Source organism: Pseudomonas sp. 2FE (assembly GCF_005503735.1).
Lineage (GTDB): Bacteria > Pseudomonadota > Gammaproteobacteria > Pseudomonadales > Pseudomonadaceae > Aquipseudomonas.
Map to the genome: position 1 here is coordinate 865632 of NZ_SCMO01000001.1, position 15815 is coordinate 881446.

Sequence of the window (15815 nt, forward strand, 5' to 3'; positions counted from 1 at the left end):
GGGCTGCGGTCGTTACATTTGTCCGACTAAATTACTGGGACTTTGCCCGGCAGGGCTGAGTGGCGTACACTGCGCCCAAGTTTGCGAGGAGTTACCATGAGCGCCATTACCATTACCGAAGCTGCCCACGACTACCTGGCTGATCTGCTGAGCAAGCAGAACACCACGGGCATCGGCATTCGCGTTTTTATTACCCAGCCGGGCACGCAGTATGCGGAAACCTGCATCGCTTACTGCAAGCCGGGTGAAGAGAAACCTGAAGACACCGCTCTGGCGCTGAAAAGCTTCACGGCCTATATCGACGCCTTCAGCGAAGCGTTTCTGGAAGATGCGGTAGTCGACTACGCGACCGACCGTATGGGTGGCCAACTGACCATCAAAGCCCCGAACGCCAAAGTGCCGATGGTCAATGCCGACAGTCCGATCAACGAGCGCATCAGCTACTACCTGCAGACTGAGATCAACCCCGGTCTGGCCAGCCATGGCGGCGAGGTTAGTCTGATCGATGTGGTCGAAGACGGCATCGCGGTACTGAAGTTCGGCGGTGGTTGCCAGGGTTGTGGCCAAGTCGATCTGACGCTCAAAGAAGGTATCGAGAGAACCTTGCTGGAACGCATCCCCGAGCTGAAAGGCGTGCGTGACGTGACGGATCACACCAACAAGGAAAACGCCTACTACTAAGTAAGGCGTGCTCCGACAAAAAGGCGGCCTGCGGGCCGCCTTTTTTATGTGCGCCTGTCGCGCGTTTTACGCCGCGAGTGGCTGACGCGGGGGAATCAGCATCAGCAGGGCAATCACGATCAACGGCAAGATACCGAGGTTGATCGCGACCCAGCCGATCCCGCTGATCAGCGCGCCGGATGCGAAGGAGGCGCAGGCCGCCACCGAACCGTTAGCCAGTTCCATCAAGCCCTGGGCATGACCGCGTTCATCGCTGCTGTGGCCTTCAGCCAAGAGTGTAGTGCCGGCGACCAGCATCAGGTTCCAGCCTAGCCCGAGCAGGAAGGAGCTGATTAGGAAGTGCGTCTGATCCAGACCAGTGAGAGCCACGCTGGCGCTGATCAGCAGAATGCTGCTGCCCAGCAGCGCAATGCGCCGGCTGCCGAGTCTGTCCACCAGTGGCCCGGCAATGAATGCCGGCAGGAACATGCCGAGCATATGCCATTGAATCACCTGCGAGCTGGCCTCCAAGCCCAGCCCGCAGAAACTCATCGCCAGCGGCGTGGCATTCATGACGAAAATCATCAGCCCGTGGCCAATCGCAGTGGTGGCGATAGCCGCGCGCACCAACGGGCGCGCCAACAGTTCGCGCATAGCCGCTAACCCGGCTTTGCCTGGTTTTGGCGCGGCACCTTCGCGCAGTTGTGTCATCAGCAGCAGACCAAGCAGGGCCAGCAGCGCAATCAGCAGGTAAGCGCCGACAAAGGGCGTTGCCAGGGCATTGCGTGACCAGAGCGCCAGGCTCGGCGCAATCAGCGCAGCCAACACGCCACCGCCGATCACATAAGCGGTGGCACGACCTTTTTGCGGCTCATCGACGGCTTCCAGTGCGGCAAACCGGTAATACATAGCCGAAGCCTGATAGGCACCAATCGGCAATGCGCCGAGGCAGAAGATGGCGAAGTCGCCGAGCCCCACACCGAGCGCACTGATCAGCCCACCAACCACGCCACAGCCGGCGCCGAGCATCAACCCAGGGCGGCGGCCGTGGCGCTGCATAAATAGCGATAGCGGCTGCACGGCAAGCAAATTGCCGAGTACCAGCAAGGCCAGCGGCAGGGTTGCCAGCGCATTCAACGGTGCTAGCTGCAGACCTACCAGCGCGGTGAGGGTGATGCCGATCATCGAGCAGGACCAATACAGCGCCTGGCCGGCAAATAGCAGGCGGATCGACGGGTTACGCAGTAGCAGCATGGGATTCTCCGGCAGAGCGACAGTCGGCTACCAGTACTTGGGGTAGTGGGCACTACGCACTGTGTTGTTAAAAATCAGCGCGACCACCACCAGCAGCAGTGCGCCAATCAGCGTGGGATAGAGCAGGAAGTCCCAGCCCGGTAGGGTCAGGAAAATGATCACCGGGTTGGAACCGGCCGGCGGATGTACGGTGCGGGTCAGCATCATCACCGCGATGGCCGTGCCGACGGCCAGCGCCAAGGCCCACCAGTGTGGCCCGCACAGGTGGAGAAAGATCAGCCCGATCAGCGAACTGAGCAGATGCCCGGCCAGCACGCTGCGCGGCTGGGAAAAGGGTGCCTCGGGGAAACCGAAGATCAGCACGCAGGACGCGCCGAACGAACCCAGCAGCAGGGCCATGGACAGCATGTCGCCCAGTTGGGCGACCGCTGCAATGGCCAGCACGCCGCCCAGCCAGGCGAGGGCAACGTCTTTGCTGGGCGCGCGCGGCGGCACTGCGGCGCCGGCGCCTTGGAGTTTCTTGAACAAAAGCATCGTGGCTACCCCCAAGTTCAGCGGTTAGCGGCACAACCGGCGGGCTTGAGCACCCGTTCGGTCGAGGCCGGGAATTTAGCGAGCGCGGCGACCGGCCGGCGCGGCCGGGTTAGCAGTTCGCCGCCGCAGTTTGGACAGCTACCGTGCAGAACCTGGTCGCTGCAGTCGCGGCAAAAGGTGCATTCGAATGAACAGATCAATGCCGCGGCGGACTCCGGCGGCAAGTCGCGGTCGCAGCATTCGCAATTCGGGCGTAGTTGCAGCATTGGGTGCTCCTTCTCGAGGTTTCAGCCGAAGCGCTCGGCATATTCCTGTGGGCTGACGGACAGGTGTTTGTGAAAGGTGCGGCGCAGGTTCTCGGGGTGGCCAAAGCCGGTCAAGCGCGCCACCGTGCTGATCGATGCCTGGGCGTCCTGCAGGAGTGCGCGGGCAGCTTCCAGGCGCAGACGCTCGACATAACGGCCCGGCCCCATTCCCAGTTCCTGCACGAACACCCGCGACAGCGTGCGCGGCGCCAGCCGCGCCTGTGCAGCCAGTACTTCCAGCGATAGATCGTCGCCGAGATGCGCGGGAAGCCAGTCGAGCAGGGCTGCCAGCCGCGGGACGCGGCTTGGTTCTGGCGTCAGCAGCGCACTGAACTGCGTCTGCCCGCCGGGGCGGCGCAGAAACATCACCAGCCGGCGAGCCACGGCCAAGGCTGTCGCCCGCCCGAGATCGGCCTCCACCAGCGCCAACGCCAGATCTATGCCCGCGGTTACCCCGGCGGAGGTGAATACATGGGCATCGCCATCCTGATTGCGCGGGTCGTAGGTGTGCAGACGATCGCCTTGGACGTGCACCGCCGGATGGCTGTCGCGAAGCTCATCGACGTCCGCCCAATGGGTGGTCGCCAGCCGTCCATCCAGCACGCCGGCCGCCGCGAGAATCAGTGCGCCGGAGCAGACCGAACCGAGCCGGCGCACCTTGGGTTCGGCGTTGCGCAACCACTCCAGTAAGGCGGCATCCTGGCATTGCGCGCCAACGCCCAGGCCGCCAGGCACCAGCAGGGTATCCAGGTGGGTCGGGTCGAGCTGTCGCCAGGTCTGATCGACACAGATTCGCAGGCCGGCCGATGTGGCAACTGGGTCTTCTGTATTACCGATCAGGCTCAACTCATAGGTCGCAGGGAGCCCCTGGCGCTGACGCTCGACATTCGCCGAGGCGAATACCTGCATGGGGCCCGTGACGTCCAGGCTCATGACATTCGGGTAGATCAGACAGGCAATCCGGCGTAGGGCTTCCATGGCGCACCTCGCTATTCGAGGTCGTCAGTGTGCAGCGGCGCAGCAGTGGCGACAATGTCATTGATCGCACAGATATTGCCAAATTGGGGTGTTGCAGGGCGCAGAGAAAGGGCGATTCAGGGTGCCCAGTTTCACTGTTTGAATAGGAAGAGAGGGGAAGGTAGGGGGCGGGCAGGGTTTGAGTCGTTATTACCGCGGTGAGCAGGTTTTCGATCCTGCTCGCCGCTGTTAAAGAGGCTATCGAGCGCTGAGCCGCTTTATTCCGGCATGTTCCAGGGCTGTAGGTGGTAACCCTGTTGGCTGATTTCATCGCGGGACTTTTTCAGTACGCTGGCCAGTTGTTCTGGATCGGTATAGATGCTGCGAGACAGCTGTGTACGGCCAAGCAGACGAGTACTGGTACGGTCGATGACGCTAAGGCTCAGCTCACCAGTGCCGTCTTGTGGAGCCCAGGCGACGCATTGGAATGGTTGAAACGCGCGGCTGGCGATCAACAGTGCTTCGTTAAAACGGAGCGGGGTGTTCATGGGGTCGGTTTCTCCGAGTAGATCCCAATACAGTAAGCGGCCGCCGGCGCTAGACATACGCTGCTGTGGCCTGTCATGGGTGTTGATGATCAGAGCTGACCTATAAGTCACATTGGGTCGCGGAATTGATGACGTTTGTCGCGAAAACGATAGGTTTTCAGGGTATTGAGGATGATTTAGGGCGTTTGGCGGCATTTTTGAGCTGAGGATGACCTCTATGGCCACGCAGCGAACGTGCTTTCTGAGCAGCAAATGGCAATGCTCTGACCTGATTTTTGAACCTGATTGAGGCCATTTTTGTCACTGAGCGGCTTCTGCACACTCCAGTTGACCCATGTGATTCAGGAAAAAAGACAAAAAATTCGACAGGGCTTTCATCGGCACGCGAATGGCCGAAGAGCCAGTAATGGTGCCGGTTCGGCTGTCGCTGCTGGCTTTGAGCGACTGCTCGTGGCGGGTTTTAGTCACTGCCGTTGGTCGGCAAAACTGCTCAGAAAATGAACGGATTCGGATTTTTCCGTTCAGAATAGCCAGTAGGTGACACGGGCCCAGATCCTCACCTACCCCCAAAAGCGGAAGTGAAACCTCATATGCACGAAGTGCGAATGGGGATTTTTATTACCTGAAAATGGAGATGATCGGATGATTAAAAGTTCATTCGCTAGGCTCACTTTTATCTCGATAGTGTAATGCCGCAGGATTAATTAATATAAATTGCTGGATTTTAATTGCAGTCAGTAATTAAAAATCCCAGTTAAATCATACTGAATCGCTTGTTGATTCATTATTAGAATAAAGAGGTAGCCATGGAACTCAATATAATTGCTTCGCTGTTAGAGCAAAAAGCAACCGTGGAGTTTTTACGCTTAGGTGTTGTCTATTTTCACCTGATTGCCTGTTGTGTGGCGATTGGACTTGTTTTGACCAGTGATATTGCAATGGTCAAACAACTCCTTAAGGGGGATGCGTCAGGTCAACACGATGATGCGCATATGGAAAGCCTGCAAAAAACAGTAGTGTATGCCCTTGTAGCGCTTTGGATTACGGGCATCGCTATAGTCGGGATAGATTACGCCGGCAAGGGGATGGAGTATTTCCTCAACCCAAAGTTACAAGCCAAAGTTACTATAGTTATGCTGCTGACCTTTAACGGCGTCCTGTTGCATCGGGCTGTATTGCCGGCTCTGCAAAAAGCGGGTTCGTTGCTGAAGCTCTCCTTCAACCTGCGCATGCTGGCACTTTTCTCTGGAGCGTTGTCGGGCGTGTCGTGGTTCTATGCCACCCTGATGGGTGTTGGCCGCCCGCTGGCTTGGAAATACTCGCTGGTGGAGTTGCTGGCGGCTTATCCGGTTCTCATCGTCGGTGGATTCCTGATGATGGTACTACTCACCAACTGGGCAAAAAACCGGAGCGCCAGCGAACGTATGGAACACGGCACCTCGGTAGCAAGAAACACAGCTCTTGCTGCATGGTGAGGCTGGGTTGAGTAAGGAGGTTTAGTCTTAGCAAATAACCTCCTACTGTCAGGCGTTATATGACATGGCGGTCTCGAGCTTTAAATGCAACACCTGAACAAGGTGCTGCTAGGAGCTGGAGGCCGCCATGTTTGCTTTAGGTGCTGTTAGGCTGGGCTTTGTATTTTCAGTTTGAGCTGTTGCGCTCATGTCGATAAACACTCACCGCTTCATAAACCGCTTTGCGCAAGCGGTTTATCCCCCCGATCGGTCGATGTTCCGGCAGCGAATGCCAGGGATTAAACGATAGATTGTCGCAAAATAGATTCTGCTCGGTGCTATCGAAGTCCTGGGCGGGCAGTTTAATGGTCGCGACTGTCTCGAACGCTGCTACCGACTCATCCCACTCGACGCTGGTGTCCTCAATGGGCATGTAGTGTTCGGGGTTTTGCCGTTGTACTTGCAAGGCAAAGCAGGCCGGAACGCGGTCGAGGGAGAGTTGTTGATAAAGCGCGTTGCGTAGGAAGTTGGGTAAGTCATGGTTTTGCTTGGATAACTCGTAGCTTGGGCAATTCTCCGGGGCCGGGATGACGCGGTATTTGATGTTGTTTGGCCCGAGCTTGAACGGGGCGATGGAGTTGTAAGTCGTCGCCACTGGGCTTTCCGGCGCGGGGGCCAGGGTTTTCAGAGCGATGATCAGGTGGCGCAATTCCCAACTGCGTGGGTCCCAGCTGGGAAAGAAGGCCAAGGCTTTTTTGCCGCTGGCTTGGGCGGCGAAGTTGCTTTTGTACTCGGCGACGTTGCGGACGAAGAACGAGGGATGGTTGAACATCACGAAGTCTTGGTCGCCGGCGGTGCTCTGACTGGTCATCAGCTTCGCGCCGGGCACATCGAGCAGTTTGATCGCCATGCCACGGGCGTCGCGGGCGCGGTCGAATTGTGGATAGGCGTTGCCGTTGGACAGGCGCATCCAGGCTTGCCAGGTTTTGCCCGGTTCGCTGAACACCCCTTGACGCAAGGCTGGGTCGAGTTCCGCTAGCACGGTGAATTCGGCTTTCACGCAGCCGTGGGCTTTGGCATGAGCGTCACGCAGCACGCGGGTGTTGTCGCGGTGCTGTTCGACGACGCGGATGGCATCTTCGATGATGCCTTGGGTGAGGGCGGCTTCACCCGGCGGGATCCGTTCTTCGGCAGACACCGGGCCGGAAAATTTCCAGGCGTAATAGAGGGAGCCAATGCCCCAGCCGCCGAGACCGACGACCAGCAGAAGCACTATGAGTTTACCGAGCAAGTGGCCAAGCCAAAGCCAGCAGCGTTTGAGCATGGGGCGAGTCCTTGTTGGTTATGGGTTATCCGTGGAGGGATGTTTTCCCCTCACCCGAGTCCTCTCCCCGGCAGGGAGAGGGGAATAAGTGGGCCTAGCCCTGGCAATTGGGGCCAGGAGTCCAGGGTTTGGCTGTGATGGGTTTTAGTTGGCCCTCCAGCTCGGCATCGCCCAGGGTCTTCAGGTACTCGATCAGCGCCCAGCGTTCTTCGGGTTGTAGGGCGCGGCCGATAACGCCATCCTGACGGCAGCCAGCGCGGAATTCGTGACCGCGATTACTGTTACCGGTGACGGTGGTTTTGAAGAGGAAACCGCCGTCGAACTTCTCGCTGTTATAGCCGACGTGTTGTGGGTCGTAGTCGTGGTTGCCGACCCAGAACTGCTTCTTGCGTTCGGAGACGGGCGAGAGCAGTTGGAACAGCGTAGGCACCGAGCCGTTGTGCAGGAATGGCGGGGTGGCCCAGATGCCATCGAGCGGGCGAGCCTTGTAGCCACGCTTTTCCTGTACGCCGATGGGCAGGCCGTAGCCGTCCATGTTCCAGCGCTCCTGGGCTTTGATGCCGGCCTCCCGATAGGCGCGGTTTTCCACGTAGGCGGTGACATAGGCCAGGCCTTTAGCGCTGGAGATGCGGGCAAAGTCGAGGTCATCCAGGTTGCCGTCGAGCAATTTGACCCCGAGCTTACCCAGTTCGGTCTTGTTCCAGCCGAGCTTGCTGATATCGAAACGGTGATCGGCGATGTTGTCGGCGGCGGTGGGGTCGGTACCCACGATGCGCGTCGGCACAATGCGCATCCGCCATTCTGGATCGCGGGCTGGCGCCAGGCGTTCGTCCGGCGCCTTAGGGTTTGCGGCGTGGCAATAGGCGCAATTTTCAGTGAACAGTGCGCGACCTCGACTGGCCAGTTCGAGGTCGACCTTGCCGAGTACGTCTTCTGGCCAGGCCGGGGGTTTCAGTTGCTTGAGGGTTTCCTCCAGGGTGTAGAGGTCGCGCAGGCGCACGCTGGAGGCATAGCGTTCGGCTTCCGGCACGGCATGGCCGTTAGCTTCGAATAGGCGCAGGGTGGCGCCGACGCCAAGGGCTTCGCCGATATTGCGCGCCATTGGCTGCATGGCCGAGCCGTTCCACTGGACCCAGTCGAACTTCCAGATGTCCCAGACTTGCGGGTAGCTGACCGGGGCATTGCCGACGCGGTAGTTGCTGGGGTCAATCGCATCACCGAACACGCTGTTGGCGATGCGGCCGAAGGCATCGGTGCGACCGAAGCCTTCTTCGGTGGGGTAGATGCCGCGATGAGTGTCGTTCCAGGCCTGGCCGAGGAGGCGGTTCAGTACGACTTTGAAGTCGTTGCGCAATTGCTCGCGACCTTTCGGGTACTGATGACCGAGCACCGTTTTGGCGAAACGTTTGAACTTCAACGGGTTGTAGTAGGTAAACGCCATGCTCATGCCGAGCGCTTGCCCAAAGCTGCCACCGCGCAGGGTCGGGACCGTGGAGGCCAGGGAGTGCAGGGCGGCGCCACCATCGATGCGCACCGCATGACCCTTATAACGCAACTCGCCGGTGTGGCAGGCGGCGCAGCTGATGTCCAGGTATTGAGCGCCGGATTCGGCATCCTGATGGCGGGCGAAACCGACCGGCAGGTTACCGGGATTAAGTGGCGTGGCTTGCTGCTGCGGCTCCGTCAGGAAGCCGAAGCGCGCGAGGTAATCGGGGCTGGCGAATTTGTCTTGGCCGAAAGGTTGTTCCAGCGCGCCGAACCAGTCGTAGCGCAGACCTTTCACTTGTGTGCCTTGCGGGGTGTAGTAGTAAGTCTGCCGCGCTGCTGGGCTCCACTGTTCAAGGTAGTGGAGTTTTTCAGGTTGCTGATAGCTCGGAAGGTTAGGGTTGGCAATGTAATAGAGCACCACGGCCAAGCCCGCCAATAGGGCAAACAGCAGCACAAGCAAGGAGCGGCGGAGGATTTTCATCGGATACTTCCTTGTAGCTTTCTTATTTGTCTGACGTTATGCCAAGCAATCCGGCTATTGGCAAGATGCTATTACTGTCTGGGCAGATTGTCGGAGAAGTACCGGCCTAGTAGCTCGCTGAGGCATCGCGCTTTGCTCGCGACTCGACATCGATCTGGGCCAGTCCGGTGCGAAGATCCTCATGTGCGCTAAGCGGAATAGGCTTTATAGAGAAACGATCCAAACTGCGTCAAAGATGTTGCTAGCGTTACAGGTACGCGCGCCAAACTATTGTTTTTAATAAGTTTACAAAAAATGGCGCCAAGGATTGATCATGCTTGAGGACGTCATACCAGCGTCTCGCCGCCTCTTGGTGGTGGATCCCTGCCATGAATGTGAGCGCCTTCTTTCGTACCTGCGTGCAGGAGGCTGGAGGGTGGAAAGCTGTGCCCTGGAAAAAGCCGCTGAGAGGGACTGCGATGTTGGTCTACTGCGCCTGCAAGCACTCAGTTTTCGTCCGCAGCAGATCAAGGAGTTGATTCGCAGCAGTGCTGCAGCATGGATCATCGCGTTGACCCCCAATGAACTGAACCTGCACGGCATTGGTGATTTTGTCGGTGAGTGGTTTTTTGACGTTCACACCTTGCCCTTTGACGTTGCTCGTCTGAAGGTTGCCCTTGGACGCGCCTGCATGGCGCGCCTACATGAGTTGGGTAGCAGCAGAAATCCGGCTTATGAATACGAATTACTGGGTAACAGCCGGCGCATGAAGGAACTGCGCAAGCTGTTGACGAAGCTGGGGCCAATCGCCTTACCGGTGCTTATCCGCGGCGAAAGTGGAACCGGTAAAGAGCTAGTGGCCCGCACCCTGCATGCTCACTCGCGACGCCCATCGGGGCCATTTGTAGGGCTCAACTGTGCCGCGATCTCCGAGCCTCTGCTGCAGTCCAAGTTATTTGGTCACGAGGAGGGCGCCTTTACGGAGGGTTTTCGACGCACAATCGGCGGCATCGAGTCTGCGGATGGCGGGACTTTGTTTCTTGACGAGATCGATAGCCTTTCTTTGAAATTACAGGCCAATCTATTGCGCTTTTTGCAGGGGATGCAAAGCGGAGGTATCGGCGCTACTCAGTCCTTTTCTGTCAATGTTCGGCTGCTTGCGGCGACCGACTTCGATCTGGAACACGCCATTCGGCAGAAGCGTTTCCGTGAGGATCTTTACTACCAATTCAATGTGTTGCATGTGCAAACCGCTCCATTGCGTGAACGGAGGATGGATATCCCGTTTCTGGCGGATCACTTAGCCTCGCTCTATTCGGTAGAAGTCGGCCGTTGTCTGCGACACTTCAGTGAGGCGGCACTCGAGGCGATGCTTAAGCATCCCTGGCCGGGGAATGTTCGCGAACTGTCCAACCGAGTACGTCGTGCTTTGATGCTGGCCGAAGGGCGGCAGATTGAGGCGGTAGATCTCGGGCTGGGAAAAGAGCAGAACCTGGAACCTGCCATCGGCACCCTGAACGAATACATCTTCCGGGCTGAGCGCCTGGCGCTTAACGATGTGTTAACCCGCTATTCGGGCAATATGAGCGAAGCGGCGCGCGTGCTAGGAATATCCCGTCCAACGTTCTACCGCTTGTTGCACAAACACCAGATACGTTAAGCCAACACAACTAATTGCGGCTCGGTTTAGCCTGGCGGTATGAAATGAACTGGCCTGAGCGGTTGATTCGTTTACCTATCGCGTTCTTTACGGTCTTGTTTTTTTTAAGATATTTAGTCTTTAAAACAACAGTTCCGGGCCGAGATAGGCATTGGCCTGATCGATGTCGTCATCGCCCAGCGCGCCGATGGCGGAGGCTAATCGCAACTTGGAGAGCAGATACTTCAGTTTCGCTTCGAACAGGTTACGCCGAGCGGTGAACACCAGCTCCTCGGCGTTGAGAATATCGACGTTGGTGCTACTACCTGCGAGAAAGCCCTTTTTCGATGAGTCGAGTGACTTTTCACTGGAGCTCACCGCTTTTTCCAGCGCCCTGACTCGGGCCTCACCACTTTGCACACCGCGAAATTCACGCGTTGTGCCGGAGATGATCTCTTCGCGAGCGGCGTTCAATTCTTCTTCAGCCTGGTCTCTGCTCGCCACCGTCTGACGAGCCCGTGCACTGACGTAGCCACCGCTGAACAGCGGGATATTCATCTCTACCCCGACCGAGCCGTAGCGGTTGCGTTGGTTCAGGGTGGACACCGACTCGCTTTCCCCAGAGGTGTAACCCAGCACGAAATCCAGTGTGGGCCAGTGCCCGGCTTTGGCTTTGTTCACTTCTTCTTCTGCGGCATTAACGCTGTAACGCCGAGCTTGTAGCACCGGGTTATCGCTCTGTGCCTTGATAATCCAATCCGGCAGGCTGCCGGGCTCCAGTGGGGGGGTCGGGAAACCTTCGCGCAGAGTGGCGAGCTGCTCGGGCACCTCACCGAGGTACTCCTGCAATAGGCGTCTAGCCACCAGCAGGCTGTCCTGCGCCTCGATCAGCTCGGCCAGTGCCAGGTCTCGCCGCGCAGTCGCTTCATCGACATCGGTGATGGTGCCGTCGCCGAGGTCAAAGCGCCGTTGTGCCGAGGCTACCTGCTGCTCGAAGGCCTTGAGCTTGGCTTTAGCCAATTCAATGGTCTTGTGCGCTAACAAAACGTCGAAATAACGTCCAGCAAGACGCACAGCGGCATCCTGGGTCTTGGCATCGAACACCGCCACGCTGTAGTCAGCCTGTTGCTTACCTTGGCGATACTCGGCCATCTTTTGCTTGTTGAAGAGGGCTTGGCGCAGTTGCACCGTTCCACCCTTGGACTCGTAGTGGAGATCGTTCTCGACAGTGCGCCCTAAGGCATTTGGTTCTTCCTGGGTGCCGTTGACGTGGTGATCGTATGCGCTGGCGTTGATCTGCGGCAGCAGGCCGGCCTGGCCAAGTGCGCGGTTTTCTTCACCCGCTTCCTTTTCATGCACGGCAGCCAGGTAGGTTGGTCCCTGATACTGCAGAAGGTGCCAGGCTTCTCGGAGGTCCAGTGCCTGCACCGGGAGGGCAATACAGGCGAGGTAAGCACAGATGAGACGAGGAGCCATCTCACTGCTCCTTGAAGGAACTGTCGACCCGGGCGAGCAGGGGCTTCATCAGATAACTCATCAGGCTGCGCTCCCCCGTCTTGATGGTGACGGTAGCTGGCATGCCTGCGCGGATTCGGTTGGCCCCGAGCATGGACATGCCGGCGGGGGTCACTTCGATCTGTGCGAGGTAGAAGGGCTGCTTGTTTTCCTCGTCGATCAGCCGGTCGGCCGAGACGGTCAGCACCGTGCCTGGAATGTTAGGGGTCTGCGCATGGTTGAAGGCGGGGAAGGCAATGTCTACCTGCAGCCCTGGCACCATTTTGTCGATCGCCTGAACCGGGATCATGGCATCGACCTGTAAGGGTTCATTGGCCGGCACAATGTCCATGATTTTGAAACCTGGCTGAATCACGCCGCCGATGGTCGAGATACTGAGCCCTTGCACCATGCCCTCAATCGGCGAGCGGATTACAGTGTGCTTGACCTGGTAGTCAAGCGCTTGTAACCGGTCGGCAAGCGCGGTGTTTTCCTTTTGTACGTCAGTCAACAGCGACTGCACCTCTTTACGGTAGTCGTACTCACGCTGGAGGATGCGCAGTTTGAGTTCGGCGATCTGGCTACGGGTGCGAGCAATGTTGTTGAGGTTCTCCGCTTGAGAGGCGTTCAGCTCGGCGGCGTTTCGCTCGAGTTCGAGCATCCGGTTGCGTGGGATGTAGCCCTCGGCAGCGAGGCTGCGAGCACCATCTAGCTCCTGCTGAAGGAATTTGAGCTGGCCTGCGCGCGCGGCATAAATTTGCTGCAAACCCTTGATTTGCCCTTCAGCGGACTTGAGCGTCTCTTGCAGGATGCTGACTTCGCCGGCGAGCCCCGTGAGGCGGGTTGCGAATAGGCGTCGCTGTAGGGTGAGCGAGGCGACGAGGCGTGGGTCGACCTTGAAACGATCGATCAGCGCCGGGTCGAAGGTTACGTCGCTCAAGCCGTCGCGTTCAGCTTCCAGCCGATTCTCAACGGTCTTGCTGACAATGTATTGGGCGCTGACCACGCCTTGCTCGGAGATCGCCTGGGTCGAATCGAGTCGCACCAGCTCCTGATCCTTCTTAACGCTGTCGCCCTCGCGCACCAGAATGGCGTCGATGGTGCCGCCGGTAAGATGCTGGATGGTCTTGCGGTTGCTCGTCACCTTGACGGTGGCCGTAGCGACCACCCCGGCATCCAGTGGCGCCAGCCATGACCATAACAAGAAGCCACCGAAGCCCAGTAACACCAGCAACACACCCCAGCGCGCAGGTTTGCGATCATCGACGTCGATGCCTAGTGCTGCATTGGCCAGGACCAGATTCTTGTGCTCAATATTTAACGTGGCCATTTATTCTCTCCCCCTGACCGCAGCCAATGTCGGGGCGCCCCCAGCCGGGAGCACGCTGGCTTGCCGGAGTGCCGCGAACACCTCTTCGCGAGGGCCGAATATCTGCATGTTGCCATCGCGCAGCATCAACACCTTATCCACGGTGCCCAGCACGTTCGGTCGATGCGAGATAAGTATGGTGGTGGTGCCGCGCCGCTTGAGGTCTTCGAGCACCTCAACCAGTGCTTTCTCGCCGGCGTCGTCGAGATTGGCGTTTGGCTCGTCGAGCACGATTATGGCGGGCTCGCCGTAGAGTGCTCGTGCCAGCCCTATGCGCTGTTTCTGGCCACCGGAAAGTGGGCTGCCATCGACGCCCAGACGCGTGTCGTAGCCCTGGGCAAAGTGCAGGATCATGTCATGGACGCCCGCGCGCTTCGCCGCGAGGATCGCCGCTTCGCTGTCGATCTCGCCGAAGCGCGCGATGTTTTCGGCGATGCTTCCCTCAAACAGTTCGACGTCCTGTGGCAGGTAGCCTAGCCAAGGGCCGAGCTCTTCCTTGTTCCAGATAAATACATCGACGCCGTCGAGCCGCACCTTGCCTCCTTGGGTTGGCCACACACCCACCAGCAGGCGGGCGAGGGTTGATTTACCTGCGGCGGAGGGGCCAATGATGCCAAGTGCCTCACCGGGTGCGAGGTTGAAGTTCGCTCCACGAATGATTGTCTGAGAGGTACCGGGTGCGCCGGCGTAGACATTCTCCACGGCCAGCATTCCCAGTGGTCGCTGCAATGGCATCGCGGGCGGGCGGGCAGGGAAGTCATTCAGCAGTTGATTCAACCGCGCCCATGCCCCGCGGGAGGCGAGCAACTGCTTCCAGGAACCGATCGCCTGTTCGACCGGACCCAGTGCGCGCCCAGTTAGGATCGAGCAGGCGATCATCATCCCAGGGGTGATCTTGCCTTCGATCGCCAGCAGTGCCCCAACCCCGAGAATCAGTGACTGCAAAGTTATCCGCACGAAGCGGCCGATACCACTGATATAGGCCGCCCGATCAGAGGCCAAGGTCTGCATTTCCAGAATGCGCAGGTGACTGGTAAACCAGCGCTTGCTGATGGCCGGGAGCATCCCCATGGCCTCAATGACTTCAGCGTTGCGCAGATTGTTATTGGCGAACGTGCCAGAAATTTGCGCGGCCTGATTCGCTTCAGCCAGCGGCTTTTTGGTGGCGATCTCCGTCAGATAGGTCAGCGTTATGAGAATCAGCGAGCCGATCAGTGTCAGCAGCCCGAGCAAGGGGTGAATCAGGTAGGCGACCAATAGATAGATCGGCGTCCAGGGGGCGTCGAAGAAGGCGAACAGACCGTTGCCGGTGAGAAACTGGCGCACCTGGGCCAGATCCTGCAATGCCTGTGCGGGGTTGCCGCCCGCTCGGCCTAAGTTGCGCTCAAAGGCGGCGGTAAAGATCCGGCGATTGAGCGTCATATCGAGCCGATTGCCGACGCGGATCAGTACCTTCGAGCGCACCACCTCCAGCAGCGCCATCAACATATACAGCCCCAATACCAGAACCGTCAGCATCAGCAAGGTGGTGACATTGCTGCTGACCAATGCACGGTCGTAGATCTGCAGCATATAAACCGCAGGCGTAAGCATTAATAGATTAATTACGCCACTGAAAGCGGCCAATGAGTAAAAGGTGCGGCGCACACGAAACAAGGCATCCGCCAGCTCAGAACGTGGGTTCGACTGCTTATCCATCGTGGTCATCCCTTGCTGCAGACTTTCTGGGAAATCCCGTGCGGCAAGAACCAGCTGACGGAGTACAGAGCTGTTCCATTCTGCTTACCGTCCGATCCTCAAGGATCTTGTTCCGATCACAACCGCCCTAGCTGTTTCCAAATCCAGAGTAGGTGAGGTTTGTCTCTTTGGCGAAACACCTTGTCTGCTTTTCGGAGTTCTCTGTTCTTTAGATAAATATATTTATGTTTATAAACAGCTAGTTATGATTATCTTTGCCGCTTGTCGTGGAGATTGACGGTTGCTTGACACTCATCATCGATGCAACTTAAGTCTAACTCAGGGCAACGGTTGACATAGTGAGCGGCACTGACTAGGGGTGCTGGAGCTGATGTCAGCGTCCCACGTGAGGGAGAGCATCATGAGTACTGCCTTGCACTTGCAAAGAGTGAAGGTACTTTTCCCGAAACCCGTCTTAGCCCCCGAGTTTCATGGGCCACCTATGACCTGAGCAACACCACCGACCCAGTCGGTGCGGAGTTGTTATGGGACTGAATTCCCCGTAGTCGAGCACTGCTGAGCGCATGCGATTCAGCACGGACTCGGCGTGGCCGTGATACCAGGTCCTGTCGTTTTTGTTCATTGAGTCCAA

Annotated in this window: 14 protein-coding genes; 3 read left to right on the top strand and 11 right to left on the bottom strand. The window is 58.2% G+C overall.

Annotated elements, in window-relative coordinates:
• Window positions 1-96 precede the first annotated feature (96 nt).
• The gene (gene nfuA, locus FFS12_RS04110; RefSeq protein ID WP_137885639.1) at window positions 97-681 is read left to right on the top strand and encodes a Fe-S biogenesis protein NfuA; all 585 of its coding nucleotides are present in this window, start codon (window positions 97-99) and stop codon (window positions 679-681) included.
• A 66-nt stretch (window positions 682-747) separates the two neighbouring features.
• Here nfuA and FFS12_RS04115 read toward each other — a convergent pair whose 3' ends face one another.
• From FFS12_RS04115 to FFS12_RS19835, 6 genes are all read right to left on the bottom strand, one after another.
• Window positions 748-1911, bottom strand: coding sequence for an MFS transporter (locus FFS12_RS04115; protein ID WP_256657277.1), 1164 nt, complete (start codon window positions 1909-1911; stop codon window positions 748-750).
• A 30-nt stretch (window positions 1912-1941) separates the two neighbouring features.
• Window positions 1942-2448, bottom strand: a complete 507-nt coding sequence (locus FFS12_RS04120; RefSeq protein ID WP_137885641.1) for an HPP family protein — start codon at window positions 2446-2448, stop codon at window positions 1942-1944.
• 17 nt (window positions 2449-2465) lie between these two features.
• The gene (locus tag FFS12_RS04125; protein ID WP_137885642.1) at window positions 2466-2714 is read right to left on the bottom strand and encodes a DUF1272 domain-containing protein; all 249 of its coding nucleotides are present in this window, start codon (window positions 2712-2714) and stop codon (window positions 2466-2468) included.
• 21 nt (window positions 2715-2735) lie between these two features.
• Window positions 2736-3731, bottom strand: coding sequence for a GlxA family transcriptional regulator (locus FFS12_RS04130; RefSeq protein ID WP_137885643.1), 996 nt, complete (start codon window positions 3729-3731; stop codon window positions 2736-2738).
• A 257-nt stretch (window positions 3732-3988) separates the two neighbouring features.
• The gene (locus FFS12_RS04135) at window positions 3989-4258 is read right to left on the bottom strand and encodes a hypothetical protein (protein ID WP_137885644.1); all 270 of its coding nucleotides are present in this window, start codon (window positions 4256-4258) and stop codon (window positions 3989-3991) included.
• A 300-nt stretch (window positions 4259-4558) separates the two neighbouring features.
• Window positions 4559-4726, bottom strand: a complete 168-nt coding sequence (locus tag FFS12_RS19835; RefSeq protein WP_171011806.1) for a hypothetical protein — start codon at window positions 4724-4726, stop codon at window positions 4559-4561.
• 338 nt (window positions 4727-5064) lie between these two features.
• Here FFS12_RS19835 and FFS12_RS04140 point away from each other — a divergent pair, with 338 nt between their 5' ends.
• Window positions 5065-5733, top strand: a complete 669-nt coding sequence (locus FFS12_RS04140; protein WP_137885645.1) for a hypothetical protein — start codon at window positions 5065-5067, stop codon at window positions 5731-5733.
• A 166-nt stretch (window positions 5734-5899) separates the two neighbouring features.
• Here FFS12_RS04140 and FFS12_RS04145 read toward each other — a convergent pair whose 3' ends face one another.
• Window positions 5900-7036: a catalase family protein gene (locus tag FFS12_RS04145; RefSeq protein ID WP_137885646.1), complete on the bottom strand. Its 1137-nt coding sequence runs from the start codon at window positions 7034-7036 to the stop codon at window positions 5900-5902.
• Between the two features lie 94 nt (window positions 7037-7130).
• Window positions 7131-9005, bottom strand: a complete 1875-nt coding sequence (locus FFS12_RS04150) for a di-heme-cytochrome C peroxidase (RefSeq protein WP_137885647.1) — start codon at window positions 9003-9005, stop codon at window positions 7131-7133.
• A gap of 313 nt (window positions 9006-9318) precedes the next feature.
• On the opposite strand from FFS12_RS04150, the gene FFS12_RS04155 reads away from it, so the two are divergent.
• Window positions 9319-10644: a sigma-54 dependent transcriptional regulator gene (locus tag FFS12_RS04155; protein WP_137885648.1), complete on the top strand. Its 1326-nt coding sequence runs from the start codon at window positions 9319-9321 to the stop codon at window positions 10642-10644.
• 120 nt (window positions 10645-10764) lie between these two features.
• Here FFS12_RS04155 and FFS12_RS04160 read toward each other — a convergent pair whose 3' ends face one another.
• Genes FFS12_RS04160 through FFS12_RS04170 form a run of 3 tightly spaced genes read right to left on the bottom strand, consistent with a single transcriptional unit; the run spans window position 10765 to window position 15184 of the window.
• Window positions 10765-12099: a TolC family outer membrane protein gene (locus FFS12_RS04160; RefSeq protein ID WP_137885649.1), complete on the bottom strand. Its 1335-nt coding sequence runs from the start codon at window positions 12097-12099 to the stop codon at window positions 10765-10767.
• A gap of 1 nt (window position 12100) precedes the next feature.
• The gene (locus FFS12_RS04165) at window positions 12101-13447 is read right to left on the bottom strand and encodes an HlyD family type I secretion periplasmic adaptor subunit (RefSeq protein WP_137885650.1); all 1347 of its coding nucleotides are present in this window, start codon (window positions 13445-13447) and stop codon (window positions 12101-12103) included.
• Window positions 13448-15184 carry a type I secretion system permease/ATPase gene (locus tag FFS12_RS04170; RefSeq protein ID WP_137885837.1) on the bottom strand — a complete coding sequence of 579 codons (1737 nt, stop codon included), beginning with the start codon at window positions 15182-15184 and terminating at the stop codon, window positions 13448-13450.
• Between the last annotated feature and the right edge of the window lie 631 nt (window positions 15185-15815).

What these genes read in the sequence shown, in the direction of transcription:
- FFS12_RS04130 (WP_137885643.1), bottom strand. Translation starts at nt 3,731, where the DNA reads ATGGAAGCCCTACGCCGGATTGCCTGTCTGATCTACCCGAATGTCATG.
- nfuA (WP_137885639.1), top strand. Translation starts at nt 97, where the DNA reads ATGAGCGCCATTACCATTACCGAAGCTGCCCACGACTACCTGGCTGAT.
- FFS12_RS04145 (WP_137885646.1), bottom strand. Translation starts at nt 7,036, where the DNA reads ATGCTCAAACGCTGCTGGCTTTGGCTTGGCCACTTGCTCGGTAAACTC.
- FFS12_RS04160 (WP_137885649.1), bottom strand. Translation starts at nt 12,099, where the DNA reads ATGGCTCCTCGTCTCATCTGTGCTTACCTCGCCTGTATTGCCCTCCCG.
- FFS12_RS04170 (WP_137885837.1), bottom strand. Translation starts at nt 15,184, where the DNA reads ATGGATAAGCAGTCGAACCCACGTTCTGAGCTGGCGGATGCCTTGTTT.
- FFS12_RS04140 (WP_137885645.1), top strand. Translation starts at nt 5,065, where the DNA reads ATGGAACTCAATATAATTGCTTCGCTGTTAGAGCAAAAAGCAACCGTG.
- FFS12_RS04150 (WP_137885647.1), bottom strand. Translation starts at nt 9,005, where the DNA reads ATGAAAATCCTCCGCCGCTCCTTGCTTGTGCTGCTGTTTGCCCTATTG.
- FFS12_RS04135 (WP_137885644.1), bottom strand. Translation starts at nt 4,258, where the DNA reads ATGAACACCCCGCTCCGTTTTAACGAAGCACTGTTGATCGCCAGCCGC.
- FFS12_RS04125 (WP_137885642.1), bottom strand. Translation starts at nt 2,714, where the DNA reads ATGCTGCAACTACGCCCGAATTGCGAATGCTGCGACCGCGACTTGCCG.
- FFS12_RS04120 (WP_137885641.1), bottom strand. Translation starts at nt 2,448, where the DNA reads ATGCTTTTGTTCAAGAAACTCCAAGGCGCCGGCGCCGCAGTGCCGCCG.
- FFS12_RS04155 (WP_137885648.1), top strand. Translation starts at nt 9,319, where the DNA reads ATGCTTGAGGACGTCATACCAGCGTCTCGCCGCCTCTTGGTGGTGGAT.
- FFS12_RS04165 (WP_137885650.1), bottom strand. Translation starts at nt 13,447, where the DNA reads ATGGCCACGTTAAATATTGAGCACAAGAATCTGGTCCTGGCCAATGCA.